The organism is Legionella drozanskii LLAP-1, from assembly GCF_001467585.1.
Taxonomy (GTDB): Bacteria; Pseudomonadota; Gammaproteobacteria; order Legionellales; family Legionellaceae; genus Tatlockia; species Tatlockia drozanskii.
The window spans coordinates 117,886-135,474 of the sequence record NZ_LNXY01000003.1 but is presented as its reverse complement, the minus strand read 5'-3'; the positions used below and the strand labels follow the sequence as shown (position 1 = coordinate 135,474).

Below are 17,589 nucleotides of genomic sequence, written 5' to 3'. Positions count from 1 at the left end.
GCTAGAAGGTTGTTAATATGGCTTATTTTAATTTCTATAAAAGTTTCCCAAACCGGGCTTATTTTAACCATTTACTTGGGAACGGCAAGTTAATAATTTAATTTCTAATAATTAAATGTATTAGGCTGCGTAGTATCATCAACGAACTGAGTCAACGTAGAAGTCGATTTAGAAATAGATAAATTGCGTGTCAAAATGGGAGGATAACTCATTACATTTTGAACGAGGGCAGGCTCAGTGAGCTCTGGCTTTGCTAAGCGTCTTGGAGCTAATTCATTGGTCAGCAGGGTATTATAACTTCCATTTTTCTTGTCTATATTATGCTCAAAAAAAGTGTATTCCGCCCAATATCTGAAGGTTGCGGCGCCTATGAGAATTGCAAATACTGAGGACAGCACTACTGTTATCGCCATTGCGGCAGGGAAAAAAGCGATGACAGTTGTTGCTATTGCAGTGATGAAAGCCATGGTTGTAATAAGCGAGGCATAGGTAACATAAATACTTTGTCGTTCACTTGAGTAATCTACATCATAAGGTAGGGGATTTTGTTGTTTATGGTATTCACTAATTAGCCAAACACAATTGCTCAATACAAAAAACCAACTCGCTGGTAAGGCAAGAATAGGGAAGATAAAAGCTAAAACACTGATTATTATTGCTATGCCGCCTAAAATAGCTGCTATCTGATGTTGGTTCTTAATTTGGGCAAATCCATACCATTCGCTTTGGTGTCGGGGATGATCAGGGTAAAGTTGGCAAGCGGTTAGCCAAAGACCATAAGCAACTAGGTATAATAATAAGGAGGTAATTTTTGCGAAGGCAGCAATGAAAAAAGGTGCATAACGAAGCTGTGAGATAGCGAAACCGAAAAAGAAAAAGGTACTACTTGCATTCTCAAGTCTTTTTGCGTGTTGAAGCACTAATTAATTACCAGAATTATCAAATGTTGATAATAATAATGAGATTTGAAGAGTGAATTCAAGTAATTTTTTGTGAATATTTCCACTGGAATCAAGGGTTCTTTTAGGAAATTATTTTATAGGAGCAAATTGCCCAAATTGTAAATTGACTAGGATTGGCAAACTAATCCTTACTAATAGCCCGCCATTTTTACGATTAAATGCTTGAATATCACCATGATGTAATTTGATCGCTTGTAAGGCTATCGATAAGCCAAGGCCATAACCACCAGTTTTCTTTTCTCTTGAGCTATCCACGCGATAAAAAGGGTTAAAAATTTTAGTCAATTGATCTTCTGGGACGCCAGGGCCGTTGTCTTCGATATCAATGTAAATCTCTGTGTTTAATTCAGGAGAATGCAAGGTGACACTAATCTTAGGATCAGCTGCCGAATAACATAGGGCATTACGAATAATGTTTTCAATGGCACGATGAATGAGACGCTCATCAAGAAATAATTCGCAATTCTGAGTTTGCTGAAAACTGACAACAGGTTTTTCTTTACTCACTTCAAAATTGGCATCCACGATGATCCGATTAAGTAAATCGGGTAAGTTAACTGCTGTTTTATTTAGATGAGTTGTTAATTTCTCAAGTCGTGCGAATTCAAGAATTTCACCAATCAGCGTGTTTAAACGTAAGCATTCGATTTCCATGCGGTTGAATTCAGTTTCTGCGATAAGATTTGCTTTGTTTCGACCTAATTCGATAGCGATTTGCAGTCGTGCTAACGGGGAACGTAATTCATGAGAAATATCTTGTAATAGCCGTTCTTTTGAATTAATGATGGTTTCAAGTTGTTCCGCCATACGATCAAATTCGCCACTTAATTCGGCAATTTCATCGCGCCGATGTCCTTTAAAATGACCAACACGAGTACTTAATTTCCCAGTGGCTATTGATTTGGCCGCCAATCTTAATGAGCGTAAGGGTTGGGTGAGATAAATTGACAAAAAATAGCAGATAAGACCGCTGATAATGATGGCGATAAGGATGCGTAAGGTGAGTCCTGCCCAAGGAATTTCAACAAAATGGGCGAGTGGTTTTTCACTTACGGCTACAAGTCGATAAGCAGTGCCTGAGGTTGAAAGAATTTCATGGCTTACAATAATATCGCCAAATTTTAGTAAGCCCACATCTAATTCATCGAGATTCGCAGCAATCTGTTTAACCACATCGACTGGGGCGGGTGAACCGATGATTTCGCCAGTACTGGTCAGCAAATACAAATCCATTTGCCGTGAGTTACCAATCTGAGTAAGCCATTTACTCAACGCTTCATGTCGACCTGACTCAAAGGTTGCAACTGCAGCATTGGCATAACTGTCCATGAAGACGCGTTCGCGTGCAGGAATAGAAGATTTTTGTGCGATTTCACTGGTAACCCAAGCTGTCGTGATGATAATCAAGATAGTTGCTAGCCAAAAGGAAAGAAAAATTTTCCAATACAAACTACGCATTAAACATATACCCAAATCCACGTACAGTTTTAACGATTGGTTCACCTTCCTGATTATCACCAAGCTTATTTCTTAAGTTTGAAATATGCACATCAATACTGCGGTCATAGGCAGTATATTTTCTACCTAGTGCATATTCAGTTAACTCTTCTTTTGAAAATGCTTGTCCTGGCGATTTAATTAGCATCTCGAGAATATTAAACTCAGCATTAGTCAATTCTAAAACTTCTCCTTCTTGCGTTGCTACACGCTTAGAGCAATCGACTATAATGCCTTGATGTTCAATAATTGGCCGTTGAGTAGGAATCTTCTGAGTGCGTCTCAGGATGGCACGCAGTCTTGCTGTTAATTCACGAGGATTGCAGGGCTTGGGTAAATAGTCATCAGCACCAATTTCTAGACCAACGATTCGGTCAATATCATCTCCACGCGCTGTGAGCATGAGAACCGGTGTTTCCAGGTGCTCGCGAATCGCTTTTAATACTTCAAAGCCATTTAATTTAGGAAGCATAACGTCAAGAATAATCGCGTCAAAGCTATGATTGAGCGCTTTTTTAATCGCAGATTCGCCATCATGAACGCAGATAACCTCAAAACCTTCGGGCTCGAGGTATTGAGTTAAGAGATCAGTTAGTTCGGTATCATCATCTACAATCTAGATACTGTTGTTCATTAATTCGTTGTCCTCAATATTATTATTTAGCTGCTTAAGAGCGTTTATCGTAGCATGCTAAAAGTTTAATCCGCCTCGCATCAGCGTTAATTACTTTAAATTCGAATCGATCGATTGTAATCACTTCGCCGCGTTTAGGTAAATATCCAAAGTTAGTCATCACAATACCACCAATTGTGTCATAGTTTTCATCGCTAAAATGAGCGTGCAGCTGTTCATTGAACTCTTCGATAGGTGTATGAGCTTTTACAATATAATAATGATCACTATGGGCTTTGATATAAGCTTCTTCATCAATATCAAATTCATCTTCAATATCGCCAATGATCTGCTCAATAATATCTTCAATGGTCACGAAACCGCTTACAGCACCGTATTCATCCACAACGATAGCCATGTGATTACGATTATTGCGGAATTCACTTAATAACAAATCCAAACGCTTACTTTCAGGGACAAAAGTAGTGAGTCGAATAATATCCTGTAAATCAAAGTCGGAATTTTGTTCAGCCTGAAAACGCAAGAGGTCTTTTGCATGTAAAATGCCAATTACTTCATCTCGGTGAGTACCCGTCACAGGAAATCGAGAGTGGCCTGAGCTTGTGACAATTTCAATGACTTCTTTGAGTTCAGCGTCTTGTGAGATGCAAGTCATTTGCTTCTTAGGTAGCATGATATCCCTCACTCGCATTTGAGTGAATTGAATAACCCCTTCAATCATCCCTAAAGTCTCTGAGTCGATTAAAGATCGAATATGTGCATCCCGTAAAAGACCAATTAATTCCTCTTTATTTTGTGGTTCAACTTGCAATAATTGCCTTAAGCGTGTGAACAACGAACCCTGTTCTTCCTCTTTACTCAACGTTATCACCCTCTGTTTGGTATGGATTAGCAAAACCAAGTTTGGAAAGTAATTTTACTTCTAGTGCTTGCATGATTCCAGCATCACTATCCTTAATATGATCATAGCCTAATAAGTGTAAGACACCATGAATAACGATATGTGCCCAGTGCTCCTGCAAGGACTTCCCACTTTCCTGACTTTCCTGCTGAAGAACGAGTGGACAAATAATGACATCGCCAAGCAGGGGGTAATCGAGTTCTATGTTATCAGGAAGCTCGCTTGGAAACGCAAGAACATTCGTGGGTTTATTTTGATGTCTATAAGTATGATTCAAATCAGTTATTTCTGTAGGATCGACCAAGCGCAAAGTTAATTCTGCGGAGTCCATATGTTCAAGGAGCGCTAATTCAGCCCAAGTTCGCAACGATTCGTCACTGACGGGAATGGGTTCATCACAAGCATGCTGTAAATCAATATGATAACTCATTATTTTATCCCCTTTTTCACATCTGCGTCATCGTAGCAATCAACTATTTTAGACACTAAGGGGTGTCTCACCACTTCGCGACTCGTAAAATGATGAATACTAATTTCATCAATGTTGGTCAGTAGTTTAACCGCATGCGCTAAACCAGAATCGATCCCTTTAGGTAAATCAACCTGAGTCATGTCGCCGGTAATGACCGCTTTTGAGCCGAATCCCATACGAGTTAAAAACATTTTCATTTGTAAAATAGTGGTGTTTTGTGCTTCATCGAGAATAATAAAAGCTTCATTTAATGTTCTACCACGCATAAATGCAAGGGGTAGTACTTCAATTACATCGGTTTGTATTAATTTTTGTGTTTCTTTAAAACCAATCATTTCGTATAAAGCATCATAAATTGGGCGCAAATAAGGAAGAACTTTTTCAACCAAGTCGCCGGGTAAAAAACCTAATTTTTCACCTGCTTCAACTGCGGGGCGAACAAAGACAAGTCGATGAACTTCACCTTTTTCAAAACTTTCTATTGCTTTAGAGACTGCAAGATAGGTTTTACCAGTACCTGCAGGTCCTACGGCAAAAACAATATCATGTTTATTAATGCTAGTTAAATACTCAGCTTGTTTATTATTGCGGGGTAAAATACTTTTTCGGGATAATTTAATGGTTGACATAGTAATTTGAGAATCCTTATCTAATTCAATCAATAAAGCGTTGATTAATTCAACCGATATAGGCCTATCAACAAAGTGACAGAGGTGTTTAATCACTTGCTTTACTTGCTTGAGGGAATGATTATTATGGCCAAATAAAATGACTTCATCATGATTTATTTTGATGGTTACATTAAAATGATTTTCCAATAGTTTGATATTTTCATGAAGAACACCACACAAATTTGCTAATTCGTGCGAATTCAAGTAGGGAAAACTAAGTGTTTCGTTACGCAGTGTACTACTCAATGGGCTATAAAAAATAAAGGTCTATATTAGTGAAGAATAGTTCATAAAACAGTCTTTTAGCAAGTACTGAACTCATAAGTATGTCGGATTAACGAAAAGAGATTGAATAATCCGCGGCATTATCTGCTATCTTATCCGTATCATAGGAAGATTCACCGCTAAGAATAGCTTGTACGATAGGTCCTAATATGACTTGAATATTTTCTTTTCGGCAGGGTTTTTCAATTTCCGGAAGACGGCTTCCCTCATACACATCATCAAAACGCGAGAGCATATCGGGATCATTAGTCCATAAAACAACTTTTGCTCTAATGCCATTTTTTTTTAAATCGGCGGCGACTTCGGGGCCATCTACTGGAATTTGTTGGAGAGTGTGAGGAAGAGATCGTAATTTACCATCGAGAATGACTAGATCGTATACACTTGTTGGTGCTAAGAGAAAATTAGTAGCTTCAATCCCATGGGTAAACGTAAGGACTTCACAGGGAAATAATTCCTTTAAAAATCGTTTCATTCTATTTTGGTTGGTAATATTATCCTCGACCAAAACTATACGAAGTTTCTTATCCATGAATTACTCGGAAAAAAATAGGACAACTTATATTCAAAGTATAGCAACGAAAAATTCAAAATGTGACGATTTACCTTCTAGTTTGAGCCTTGGGTCCATAATTGGCCGATTGAATCTAGAGCTCCGTGAAAGCGATTGTCTAGTCTTAGAAGTTATGAAAACCGCAATTATTCTCTAAGGGTTATTTTAAGAGAGAGGATTTGATATACTTATAAATGCCCTTTTATCTTTAACTTCGAATCCACCCCTATGATTGATTTACATTGTCACAGCAATTTTTCTGACGGAATGCTGACTCCGCAAGCCTTATTAGCAAAGGCCTTGGACGTTAATATTCAAATTTTGGCTTTGACCGATCACGATACGGTAGAAGGTGTTAAGGTTCTGCGAGAGGCTGCATCCGGTTATCCAATAAAAGTGATTAATGGAATCGAGTTAACTACTCGTTGGAAAAAATATGATATCCATATCCTAGGTTTAAATTTCGATATTGATAATGAACAGATTCAAACACTCATCAAGCGCCAGAGTGAAAGTCGTATCCTGCGAGCGCAACAAATTGCTGAAAAAATGAAGTGGTGTGGGGTTGATAATGCGTATGAAAAAGCTTGCGCACTTGCTGGGCATGAACGAATTGCTCGACCTCATTTTGCGCAAATTTTTGTGAATGAAGGTTTAACGAAGGATTTGCAAACAGCGTTTAAACGATTTTTATCGCGAGGAAAACCCGCTTTTGTACCCACACCTTGGATTTCGATCCCCGAGGCTGTTGAAGGAATAATCCAGGCGAATGGTTGTGCGGTAATTGCTCACCCTTTAAAATATTCTCTTACACGAACAAAATTGCAAGAATTAATTTGTGATTTTAAGGAGGCGGGCGGTGTAGGGGTGGAGGTTGTTTCAGGTGAAATGACCGCTACGCAGATGCAGGAAATGGCCGGGCTTTGCTTGCGGTATGAATTACTTGCTTCGACTGGCTCCGATTATCATGGGGATACATTATCGCGTATTTCTCTTGGAAGACAGCAACAACTACCGCTAAACTGTATACCAATATGGCATCAATGGATCAATTGATAGGGGACTTTTAATGAGCCAGTTTTTTGCAATTCATCCCGATAATCCACAGGCTCGATTGTTACGCCAAGCGGCGGCTATAGTCGAAGAAAAGGGATTAATCGTTTACCCGACCGACTCAGGGTATGCATTGGGTTGTAAACTAGGAAATAAACCAGCCCTCGAGCGGATTAGACGATTACGGCAATTAGATAAAAATCATAATATGACGCTAGTTTGTCGTGATTTGTCACAATTGGGAACCTATGCAAAAGTATCGAATGCAATTTTTCGCTTATTAAAAGCCTTTACCCCCGGATCTTATACTTTTATCTTGAATGCAACCCATGAAGTACCCCGATTAATGCTACACCCTAAACGAAAAACGCTTGGTTTGCGTGTGCCTGAACATAATATTACCCTCGCTTTACTGGAGTGTCTTGATGAGCCTTTGATGAGTACGACTCTCATTTTGCCCGGAGCAACTGCCCCATTGAGCGAGCCGGAGGCTATTAAAGATTTATTAGGAAATCAAATTGATTTAATCATCGATGGTGGGAATTGCAGTCATGAACCCACGACAGTGATTGATTTAACCGGAGAGTATCCCGTTATTCTACGTGAAGGAAAGGGGGATCCGGAACCATTTAGATAGCATATACCCATAATAGAAGGTTCTAGCAAATCTGGTTGCTAGATTGTCTTTATAAATAGAATGAAGGATTTTGATGTCAGCCTTATTTAGTGCTAATAAACGCGTTGTATCAGGAATGCGCGCGAGTGGTCGGTTACATTTGGGTCATTACCATGGTGTGCTTAAGAATTGGCTTAAATTACAGCACCAATACGATTGTTATTTTTTTGTTGCCGATTGGCATGGATTAACCACACGTTATGATGAGCCTGGTTTTATAGAAACTATTCTATGGGATATGGTTGTTGATTGGCTTGCCTGTGGCATAAATCCTAGTTTATCTAAGATTTTTATTCAGTCTTGGGTGCCAGAACATGCCGAATTACACCTTTTATTATCAATGATTACCCCCTTAGGCTGGCTTGAACGAGTTCCTAGTTTTAAAGATCAACAGGAAAAATTGCACGATAAAGATATATCGACTTATGGATTTTTAGGTTATCCACTCTTGCAAACTGCAGACGTGCTTTTATACAAGGCGGATTACGTTCCTGTTGGCGAAGATCAGGTAGCTCATATCGAACTCACACGCGAGATAGCTAGACGCTTTAATTTTATCTATGGGCGAGAACCTAATTTTGAAGCTTTGGCCTTAGAAGCCATTAAAAAAATGGGAAAGAAGAATGGCTCACTTTATACGGAATTGCGTAAAGAATTCCAGCAGGATGGTTGCCAAGAATCGCTTAGTACAGCGCAGGCTTTGCTAGTAAATCAGAATAATTTATCGATTGGTGATAAAGAGCGTTTGCTGGGTTATTTAGATGGTTCAGGAAAAATTATTCTGCCAGAGCCGCAGCCCATGCTTACAGAAACTTCTAAAATGCCAGGTACAGATGGGCAAAAAATGTCTAAGTCCTATAACAATACGATTAGTCTCCGTGAGGAGCCTGAGCAGGTTGAGAGAAAAATTCTAACCATGCCCACTGATCCTGCCCGAGTGAAGCGGACTGATCCTGGGGAACCGGAAAAATGCCCTGTTTGGCAATTACATAAAATTTATTCAGCGGATGATGTAAAAGACTGGGTACAGACAGGTTGTCGCACCGCAGGTATTGGTTGTATCGATTGTAAAAGACCGATTGTTGAATCGATTAATCGAGAATTAAGTCCCATCCAAAATACAATTAAAGAGTATGAAGCAGATCTGGGTTCGGTTAAGCGAATTGTTGCTGAGGGCTCTGAAGCAGCACGAGAAGAAGCAACTAAAAATATAAATACCGTGCGCGAAGTAATGGGTTTGGATTATTAATGAATGCGGAACTTTCGTTACCGACCGTTTCTGTGCTAGCGATTATTGATGGTAAACCGTTAACTGAAGTGCCGACTGATTTGTTTATTCCGCCAGATGCTCTAGAAGTTTTGTTGGATTCATTTTCTGGCCCTCTGGATTTGCTGCTTTATCTTATTCGGCGACAGAATATTGATATTTTAGATATTCCCATTGCGCTTATCACAAAGCAGTACATGCAATATATCCATATTATGGAAGAACATCGCTTGGAATTGGCCGCGGATTATCTGGTCATGGCAGCAATGCTTGCGGAAATTAAATCACGATTATTATTGCCTCCTAGCCCTAGCGAAGATGAAGAGCCAGAAGCCGATCCACGTTTGGAGTTGGTCAGGAAGTTGCAGGCCTATGAGCAATTTAAAAATGCGGCTCAGCAAATTGATGATTTGCCGCGTTGTGATCGAGACTTATTTCGCTTTTCAATTCCTTGTGAAAAGATAGAGCGGACTGTCATTCATCCTGAAGTCGACTTATCGTCATTAACGGCAACCATGCGAGAATTAATTAAACAACAAAGTCATTTGGTTAGTCATCAAATCAGTCGCGAACCCTTGTCAGTGAGGGAGCGCATGGCTCTGGTACTCGAACGACTAGCTCAGGAAAAAACAATGACCTTTACTCAATTATTTTCTCGAGCAGAAGGGCGAATGGGAATGGCTGTCTCCTTATTAGCGATCTTGGAACTAGCTAAGCAATCACTGCTCATAATTACCCAAGCAAATGCGTATGCAGTTATTCACTTACAGGTTTTAAATTATGAGTGAAACTGAACTTAAGCTTATAGTGGAAGCTTTGCTGATGAATTCAAGTCAGCCTTTGTCATTAGAACAATTACAAATGGTTTTCGAAGAATGGCAAAGACCGAGTCGTGAGCAATTGGTTAATGCGTTAAATCTCTTAGTAAAAGAGTATGAAACCCGAGCAATTGAGTTAAAATGCCTAGCCAGTGGTTATTGCCTACAGACTAAAACTGAATACAGTAGTTGGATTAGCCGTCTTTATGCCGAGAAACCAGCTAAATATTCCCGTGCACTTTTGGAAACTTTAGCGATTATTGCCTACCGCCAACCCGTAACTCGTGCTGATATTGAAGATATTCGTGGAGTGGCAGTTAGTAGCCCAATTTTGAAGACATTAATAGAGAGAGAGTGGATTAGAGTTGCAGGGCATCGTGATGTTCCTGGAAAACCTGCGGTTTATGTAACAACAAAAGTTTTCCTTGATTATTTTAATTTAACCAGTTTGAGTGATTTACCGGCTTTAGAGACCATCACAAATTCATTTACTGTGGTGGACGAACAAGCGATTGAAGAGTGTATAGAATAATGACTAGCGAACGATTACAAAAAATATTAAGTCAAGCAGGATTAGGTTCTAGAAGGGAGATGGAGCGCTGGATTGAGCAGGGATTAGTGCAAGTGAATGGAAAAGTTGCCCAAATAGGTGAGAGTGCTGGAGCAAATGACAAAATCTCTGTGCAAGGCCGCTTGATTGCTAATCCATTAAAAACACAAGCCAAAACGCGCATCTTGATTTATCACAAACCCATTGGCGAAATTTCCAGCCGCAATGATCCTAAACACAGTAAAACTGTTTTTGATAAGTTACCCCCTTTAAGGCAAGGACGCTGGGTACAAGTGGGGCGCTTAGATATTAATACCTCTGGACTACTCATTTTTACCAATGATGGTGAGCTTGCCAATCGATTGATGCATCCTAAATTTGGTTTAGAAAGAGAATACGCGGTTCGTGTGCATGGTCAAGTCAATCCTGAATCGATTAATGCAATGCTCAAGGGCGTAGAGTTAGAAGATGGTCGCGCGCAATTTAAACGCATTGATTTTAAAGGTGGAGAGGGTACTAATGTCTGGTATCATGTGACGCTTACTGAAGGGCGAAATCGTGAAGTTCGTCGTTTGTGGCAATCTCAAGGTGTTGAAGTAAGCCGTCTCATTCGTATTCGCTATGGCCAATTAACTATGCCGCGTTTTTTAACAAGAGGAAATTGGAAGGAATTATCAGTCGAGGAAGTAGAGCGCTTTCTAGCTTCACTGAATAAATGAATTGTAAGTTAGGCCTTAGACCAATATTTCACTTGATAACAATGAATAAACAAAGTTTCTAGGTAAAATTATCTTTCTCTTGAGCAAAGAATTGGGCCTCAGCCTGAGGCCCAATTCTTTATGCGAAATCCAATCCTCCCAAAACTAAGTTCAACTCTCTGAGCTTGCAATAATATGCCTAATAATTTGCTTTGTTGTTTTAATACTCTACTCTTTTAGGTAAGGGACTAATTTGGGGGAGAGCATGCGACTATTAATTCTCGCTGCTTGTCTATATGTCAATTCAGCGTTTGCAGACGTAATCATTGGCTTTACTGCGTATGATAATGGGGACTACACCACTGCCTATCCCCATTTAGTTCAAGCCGCTGGAGAAGGAAATAATGAGGCAATGTATCTATTGGGACGAATGTACCAATATGGTTATGGTGTCAACAAGGATGAAGTCAAAGCAGGTGAATGGTATCGAAAATCTGCTGAACAAAAAAATGCACTTGCCGAATTAAGTTTGGGTTACCTTTATGACAATGGGCAAGGGGTGACACGAGACTTTAAAGAAGCGTTTTCCTGGTATATGAAAGCCGCAGTTCAAGGAAACGCGATTGCACAACGCAATGTTGGGTTAATGTATGCAGTCGGAGATGGGGTAGAAGCAAGTGAAGCAAAGGCTTTCGAATGGTTTAAAAAATCAGCGGAGCAAGGTTATGCTCGTTCTCAAGTTAATCTCGCCTATCAATATATGATGGGTGCCGGTACACAAAAGAATGTTGATAATGCCTTATATTGGTATCAAAAAGCAGCAGAACAAGGGGACGCAAAAGGGCAGTATAGCCTAGGTCTTTTATATACCGGTAAATATGGCATTGCTCCTGATCAGAGTGCAGCTACTTATTGGTTTTCTAGTGCTGCGAATCAAGGTCACAAAAATGCTCAAGCTTATTTAGCCTATCAATATCTTAATGGATTGGGCGTGAAAGCTGATCCGGCGAAAGCGGCTTTTTGGTATCAAGCTGCTGCTGAGCAAGGCAATACGCACGCGCAGACCGAACTAGGCCAATTGTTATTGACGGGCACTGGTGTTGATAAGGATTATGAGCAAGCTGCTTTTTGGTTTGGAAAATCAGCGGAAAAAGGCAATCCGATCGCTCAGGGTAAATTGGGTTATTTGTATATGGCAGGCTTAGGAGTGTCTAAAAATTTACCACAAGCTTATGCCTGGTTAAAGTTGGCTGCGGCAAATAAAAATGAACAAGCTGTAAAAGAACTTCAGGAACTAGAGCCTACTTTGTCATCAGAAGACAGAGTAAAAGGGGATGTATTGTTTAAAGAGCTAAGCGCGAAACAACCAACTTCAGAACCGAATGAGGAAGAGGACGAATAGGTAAGTTTTTTTTCATAAGCAAGCATCTTTTTCTCACAAATTGAAGCCCCAAAATTTGAATTCCAAATTTCAATAATTATATTCCAAACATTCATTGTTCTTATATTAAATTGACTGATTATATATTATCCTAAAAAGCGATTTGATTTTTGGAGTAATTAATGATTATAGGCCCTTATTTTAGTTCCGAAAACTCCTGCTGGGTAAGGTATAGGCAAGATCAAAATAAGGAGCTTGTGGTAGAAACAGCAAGTGAACCTAATGGTAAGTGGGAGCTTTTGAATCACAGAGGTTTAAACGTCCATGTTACTTCCATACCATCTTTTAATCCTAAGCAGGGTGTGAAACGTGCTCGACCCGAAGCTACCGCTTCTCAAAAAGAACTATCCACGAAAGCACCACCGTCTAAACGTTTGCGACCAAGCGTCACATCGCAAACAGAGGTCGATGTTTTTTTTGATGAAATCAAAGCCTGTTTTGAGAACATTTATCTTTTAATGAGGTCGTCGCAATCTAAACAGCAACGTTTAGAATTTCAACGAAAGGTATTTGCTGCTTTTCAACTACTAACAGATCTCTCTAAAAATGAATCAAGCAAATTTTATAAGTTGACTGATTCCTTTCCTTCTCGACAACGAGCACAAAGAATTGCATTTTTTCTCTATAATAGTGGAAAACTAGCTTCCAATATAAAAAAATCGCCTCAATTACCCTCGGCCCTAATAGAATTCTTCTTAAGTTTAGTTTTAGCTTCACAACCCACTAACAAGGCTTTGACTAATAGTTTACAGGGCATAGGTGCTTTGGCTAAAGCGAATGCGATTGCAGGCAAGCTAAACAGCGAACACCTTGTATTTGCATTGAATAAACTCTTAACCTTAGATGGGCTTATCCCTCAGGCTATTAGCAACAGCTTCAATTGCCTTGGTTATTCAGCTCAAGCTAAGTGCTTAGAGGGTGGGATTGACCCTGTTCTTTTAAGTAATGCACTGAGAAGGCTCTTAACTTTCAACACTCTTCTTTTGCCTCAGCATATTGCCAACGCTCTCAATAGTTTAGGCTATTTAGCGCAAGCGAACTGTTTAGCTGATCCGATTGACTCAGCCCTACTAAGTCAGGCAATGACTAAGCTACTAACATTAGTCTATCTTGACTCTCAGGCTATTGCCAACAGTCTCAATGGCTTAGGCTATTTAGCCCAAGCGAATAGTCTAACAGCTGCTTTTGACTCAGCCCTATTAGGTGAGGCATTAACTAAGCTACTAACCTTAGACGATCTTAAGGCTCAAAACATTTCTAACAGTCTCAATGGCTTAGGCTATTTAGCTCAAGCAAAGTACTTAGATGGTGCGATTGACTCTGCCCTAATAAATGATCTACTTCGCAAGTTCATATCTTTAAACGATACTCATGCTCAACACATTGCCAACAGTCTTAATAGCTTAGGTTATTTAGCTCGAGCGAACTGTGTAGCAGGCCCGATTGACTCAGCCCTACTAAGTGAGACACTGACTAGGCTGCTAACTTTAGACGATCTGCGGGCTCAAGCCATTTCTAACAGTCTTAATGGCTTAGGCTATTTAGCTCAAGCGAACTGTTTAACAGCTGCCATTGACCCTGCGCTACTAAGTGAGGCACTAACTAAGCTGCTAACTTTAGACGATCTTCGGGCTCAAACCATTGCCAACAGTCTTAATGGCTTAGGCTATTTAGCGCAAGCAAACTGTCTAACAGCTGGTATTGAATCTGCGCTACTAAGTGAGGCACTGACCATGCTGCTAACTTTAGACGATCTTCAGGCTCAAAACATTGCTAACAGTCTCAATGACCTAGGCTATTTAGCTCAAGCGGAGTATCTAACAGATACGATTGACCCTGTTCTACTTAGTCATGCACTTAGCAAACTCTTAACCTTAGACGCTCTTCGTGCTCAACACATTGCCAACAGTCTCAATGGCTTAGGCTATTTAGCGCAAACGAACTGTTTAACAGCTGCTATTGACCCTGTGCTACTCAGTGAGACACTAACCAAGCTGCTAACCTTAGACGATCTTCAGGCTCAAAACATTGCTAACACTCTCAATGGTTTAGGTTATTTAGCCCAAGCGGAGTGTCTAGCAGATACGATTGACTCTGTCTTATTCAATGAGGCACTTAGCAAACTCTTAAACCTAGACGATCTTGATGCTCAGGCCATTTCCAACAGCCTCAATGGTTTAGGCAATTTAGCTAAAAAGCAGCGTCTAGCAGGCCCAATTGACTCTGGTCTACTCAGTGAGGCGCTTAGCAAACTCTTAAACTTAAGCAATCTTGATGCTCAGGCCATTTCCAACAGCCTAAATAGCATAGGCTATTTAGTTCGAGCGAACTGTCTGGCCGGCGTCATTGACTCTGCCATACTAAGTGAGGCACTTAGAAAAATCTTAACTTTAGATAATCTTGACCCTCAGGCCATTGGCATCAGCCTCAATAGCTTAGGCTATTTAGCTAAAGCGCAGCGTCTAGTAGACCCGATTGACTCTGCGCTACTAAGCGAGGCACTTAGTAGACTCTTAACTTTAGATGATCTTGACCCTCAGGCTATTTCCAACAGCCTCAATGGTTTAGGCTATTTAGCTCAAGAGCAATATCTGGCTGGCGTTATTGACCCTGTCATGCTAAGTAAGGCACTTAGCAAACTCTTAACCTTAGACAATCTTAAACCTCAGTCTATTGCCAACAGCCTCACTAGCCTAGGCAATTTGGCTAAAACGCAGCGTCTAGCAGGCCCGATTGACTCTGCGATACTATGTAAGACATTTAGCAAACTTTTAACCTTAGACAATCTTGAGCCTCAGGCTATTTCCAACAGCCTCAATGGCTTAGGCTATTTAGCCCAAGCGCAGTCTCTAACCGGCGCGATTGACTCTCGCATTTTGACTCAGACTCTCACCCACTTGTTAACTTTAAACGATTTGAGTGCACGAGACATTGCCAATAGCTTCTGCAGTCTTGGCCGACTGCAGGCTAGGGGCTTTTTAACAGCTCCTTTACCTTCCAAGCCCTTTAAACAATCAGCAACCAAGCTACTAACTTGTAAACTCATTCCGCTAGACCTAGTTCAAACGCTGGAGCATTGGACAACCTTTATTAGACCTGATGATAAGGAGGGCTTTGAGCTTTTTATACGCCTAGCTGACAAAGCTCTTCATTCTGCCTATTTACATCCCACTTTGGCACTTCGCTTGCTCCCCTCGCTGGTTGCTTATAAAAATTCTATTAATGATGAACGCTTAGACGCTTTGTATCATGAGCTCTTATCCTTCATTACTATTCCCTTCAAACGTTTTCCTGCTTCGGCCCAAGTTTCATTAAATCATTGTTTAACTGCGCTGAAAGCGCAGCCAAGCTGGCATTACAGCTTATCAAAAAATTTATCTCTGGCCCCACAATCCACTTTCAATTCCGAGACAGAATCGAGCCATTCTATGACTGAATCAGCGGTAGAAACAGAGGTAGAAACAGAGGTAGAAACAGAGGAGGAAGAGGAGCATATAATATCTACTCGAGGAGCTAAACAAACTAGGCGAGCGAATCGAGACCCTAATTCGTTTTTTAGGACTAGAGCTACCGAGGTGGTTAACCTAAGAGCTACAAGACATTGGCATAAGGCCAGTCAAAATTCTTTATTTAGAGCAATCCAAAGCAACGATGAAAAAGGATTAAAACGCTTATTAGATTTATCAGGGATAAATTATTCTTCTTCCTCTTCGGTAAAATCTAAGGCTGTGACAACTACAGGTTCTTCCAGCCGCGCTTCGTCGATGAAAACACAAGGTAGTGCAGCTGGCCTGGTCAATCAATTTTTTCATGAACTTCCTTCTTCGGCTTTAAAAATCTTAATTGCTCAATCAGAGGCTAAATATTTTTATTGGCTGTTTAGAGCGTGTACTATTCATGAGCGTTATCAACTTTGCCAATCCACCGCAGTTTATGTTTTATGGCAAAACCTGCCTCTTAATGAGTTAACAACTCTTATTAAGATGCTTAGACCCACTGCCATTTATAGAGACCATCACGCGTTGATTCACCTTATGGATGCCTTAACTATTCGGCTTGCCCAGAAACCGGCAGAGAAAGAGGGGCTTTTAAGTTTACAAAAAGAACTCCTAGATGAGGGGATTCGTTTTCATGTGAAATGTAAACATATACATGTGGTCCCTCGTCTTAAAGCGCTTTTAAGAGAGGTTGGAAGAAATAACGCGAGATTATTAGATAATGAAAGTTTGCAAAGAGAGGAGGAAATAGAAAGCTTGACTGTATCCATACCGGCATCTCAGCCCACAATTCGACCTCCTCTACAGCAGAGTCTAGTAGTTGCTGCACAAAATGCATCTCAGGTTAAAGGTTCGCGACTTTTTCAGCCTTCAGTGGCTGGCATTGCAAGGCGACAACGCCCAGGTCCCAAAGAGTTTTATGCAGTCAATCAACGTTATTTTTATGAGGCAGAAGATATCGATAAAATTTTAGGATATCGGATGAAAGGCCTCAATAACCCCTCCATTGTCTGCCTGGCAGGTGTGGAGCTAGAAGGTGCTAGCGGTGCTCGTATCGCTGCCGCCTTGAGTATTTGGAAATATCATGCTCATTTACCGCCTGATAGTGAGACCAAAGTCGTTGTCCCTATTAACGATACAAATAGAAATCATTGGGTTGGAATGCAGATTAATTTCAAAGGAACTCAGATCACAGAGCTCTTGTATTTTGATGGCTACCTCTCCAACGAAGATCAACGGCAAGAACTGAAAGCCATCCACCAAGACTTAGTGGCGGCCAATTTAATCACAAAACAAACTCGCATCAAAATAGCTCCTGCCATTAAACAACCCGACGGTAGTAGTTGTGGTGCTTTGGTCGTTGAAAATTTATATTGTTTCAATAAAGGGATGTCATGGCCATCAGACCTAGAAAACATCGCCAAAAATATTCGTGAGCGGCATTTAAGTTTATTGAAACAAGAGGATACTCATTTTTTTCACCAGTTTGGTCAAAAGCAAGAGGAAAATCGCTCAACCGTACCGAGCAGGGAGGAGCAAGTGCGAACTCATGGGTTGTGTTAGCCTTGCAGAATTAATCGGGACCTTCGGTCCCTGTTATATTTTATAAGAGCA

15 protein-coding genes are annotated in these 17,589 nt (G+C 40.4%); 8 read left to right on the top strand and 7 right to left on the bottom strand.

What is annotated here, in order from left to right:
• Positions 1 to 104 precede the first annotated feature (104 nt).
• The 7 genes from Ldro_RS01725 to Ldro_RS01695 all read right to left on the bottom strand — a co-directional run bounded on the left by Ldro_RS01725 (position 105) and on the right by Ldro_RS01695 (position 5,954).
• Positions 105 to 920, bottom strand: a complete 816-nt coding sequence (locus Ldro_RS01725) for a hypothetical protein (RefSeq protein ID WP_058494701.1) — start codon at positions 918 to 920, stop codon at positions 105 to 107.
• A 111-nt stretch (positions 921 to 1,031) separates the two neighbouring features.
• A complete protein-coding gene (gene cpxA / locus Ldro_RS01720; protein WP_058494700.1) occupies positions 1,032 to 2,420 on the bottom strand; it encodes a two-component system sensor histidine kinase CpxA in 1,389 nt (462 codons plus the stop codon).
• Positions 2,413 to 3,075, bottom strand: a complete 663-nt coding sequence (cpxR, locus tag Ldro_RS01715) for a two-component system response regulator CpxR (RefSeq protein ID WP_238583944.1) — start codon at positions 3,073 to 3,075, stop codon at positions 2,413 to 2,415. The genes cpxA and cpxR overlap by 8 nt, the downstream gene beginning before the upstream one ends.
• A gap of 52 nt (positions 3,076 to 3,127) precedes the next feature.
• On the bottom strand, positions 3,128 to 3,955 hold the full coding sequence (locus Ldro_RS01710) for an HlyC/CorC family transporter (protein ID WP_058494699.1): 828 nt from the start codon (positions 3,953 to 3,955) through the stop codon (positions 3,128 to 3,130).
• The gene (gene ybeY, locus Ldro_RS01705; protein WP_058494698.1) at positions 3,948 to 4,424 is read right to left on the bottom strand and encodes an rRNA maturation RNase YbeY; all 477 of its coding nucleotides are present in this window, start codon (positions 4,422 to 4,424) and stop codon (positions 3,948 to 3,950) included. Before ybeY ends, Ldro_RS01710 begins: the two co-directional genes overlap by 8 nt.
• Entirely contained in the window at positions 4,424 to 5,383 is a 960-nt protein-coding gene (locus tag Ldro_RS01700) for a PhoH family protein (RefSeq protein WP_058494697.1), read from the bottom strand. Before Ldro_RS01700 ends, ybeY begins: the two co-directional genes overlap by 1 nt.
• A gap of 88 nt (positions 5,384 to 5,471) precedes the next feature.
• Positions 5,472 to 5,954, bottom strand: a complete 483-nt coding sequence (locus Ldro_RS01695; RefSeq protein WP_083497875.1) for a response regulator — start codon at positions 5,952 to 5,954, stop codon at positions 5,472 to 5,474.
• Between the two features lie 249 nt (positions 5,955 to 6,203).
• Here Ldro_RS01695 and Ldro_RS01690 point away from each other — a divergent pair, with 249 nt between their 5' ends.
• The 8 genes from Ldro_RS01690 to Ldro_RS01655 all read left to right on the top strand — a co-directional run bounded on the left by Ldro_RS01690 (position 6,204) and on the right by Ldro_RS01655 (position 17,538).
• Positions 6,204 to 7,031, top strand: coding sequence for a PHP domain-containing protein (locus Ldro_RS01690; RefSeq protein WP_058494695.1), 828 nt, complete (start codon positions 6,204 to 6,206; stop codon positions 7,029 to 7,031).
• A gap of 13 nt (positions 7,032 to 7,044) precedes the next feature.
• A complete protein-coding gene (locus tag Ldro_RS01685) occupies positions 7,045 to 7,665 on the top strand; it encodes an L-threonylcarbamoyladenylate synthase (protein ID WP_058494694.1) in 621 nt (206 codons plus the stop codon).
• Positions 7,666 to 7,738: 73 nt separating this feature from the next.
• A complete protein-coding gene (locus tag Ldro_RS01680) occupies positions 7,739 to 8,953 on the top strand; it encodes a tryptophan--tRNA ligase (RefSeq protein ID WP_058494693.1) in 1,215 nt (404 codons plus the stop codon).
• The gene (locus Ldro_RS01675; protein WP_058494692.1) at positions 8,953 to 9,759 is read left to right on the top strand and encodes a segregation and condensation protein A; all 807 of its coding nucleotides are present in this window, start codon (positions 8,953 to 8,955) and stop codon (positions 9,757 to 9,759) included. The genes Ldro_RS01680 and Ldro_RS01675 overlap by 1 nt, the downstream gene beginning before the upstream one ends.
• Positions 9,752 to 10,321, top strand: coding sequence for an SMC-Scp complex subunit ScpB (scpB, locus tag Ldro_RS01670; protein WP_058494691.1), 570 nt, complete (start codon positions 9,752 to 9,754; stop codon positions 10,319 to 10,321). Before Ldro_RS01675 ends, scpB begins: the two co-directional genes overlap by 8 nt.
• Positions 10,321 to 11,058, top strand: a complete 738-nt coding sequence (gene rluB, locus Ldro_RS01665) for a 23S rRNA pseudouridine(2605) synthase RluB (RefSeq protein ID WP_058494690.1) — start codon at positions 10,321 to 10,323, stop codon at positions 11,056 to 11,058. The genes scpB and rluB overlap by 1 nt, the downstream gene beginning before the upstream one ends.
• 244 nt (positions 11,059 to 11,302) lie before the next feature.
• Entirely contained in the window at positions 11,303 to 12,439 is a 1,137-nt protein-coding gene (locus Ldro_RS01660) for an SEL1-like repeat protein (protein ID WP_058494689.1), read from the top strand.
• Between the two features lie 161 nt (positions 12,440 to 12,600).
• A complete protein-coding gene (locus Ldro_RS01655; RefSeq protein WP_058494688.1) occupies positions 12,601 to 17,538 on the top strand; it encodes a Ulp1 family isopeptidase in 4,938 nt (1,645 codons plus the stop codon).
• Positions 17,539 to 17,589 lie beyond the last annotated feature (51 nt).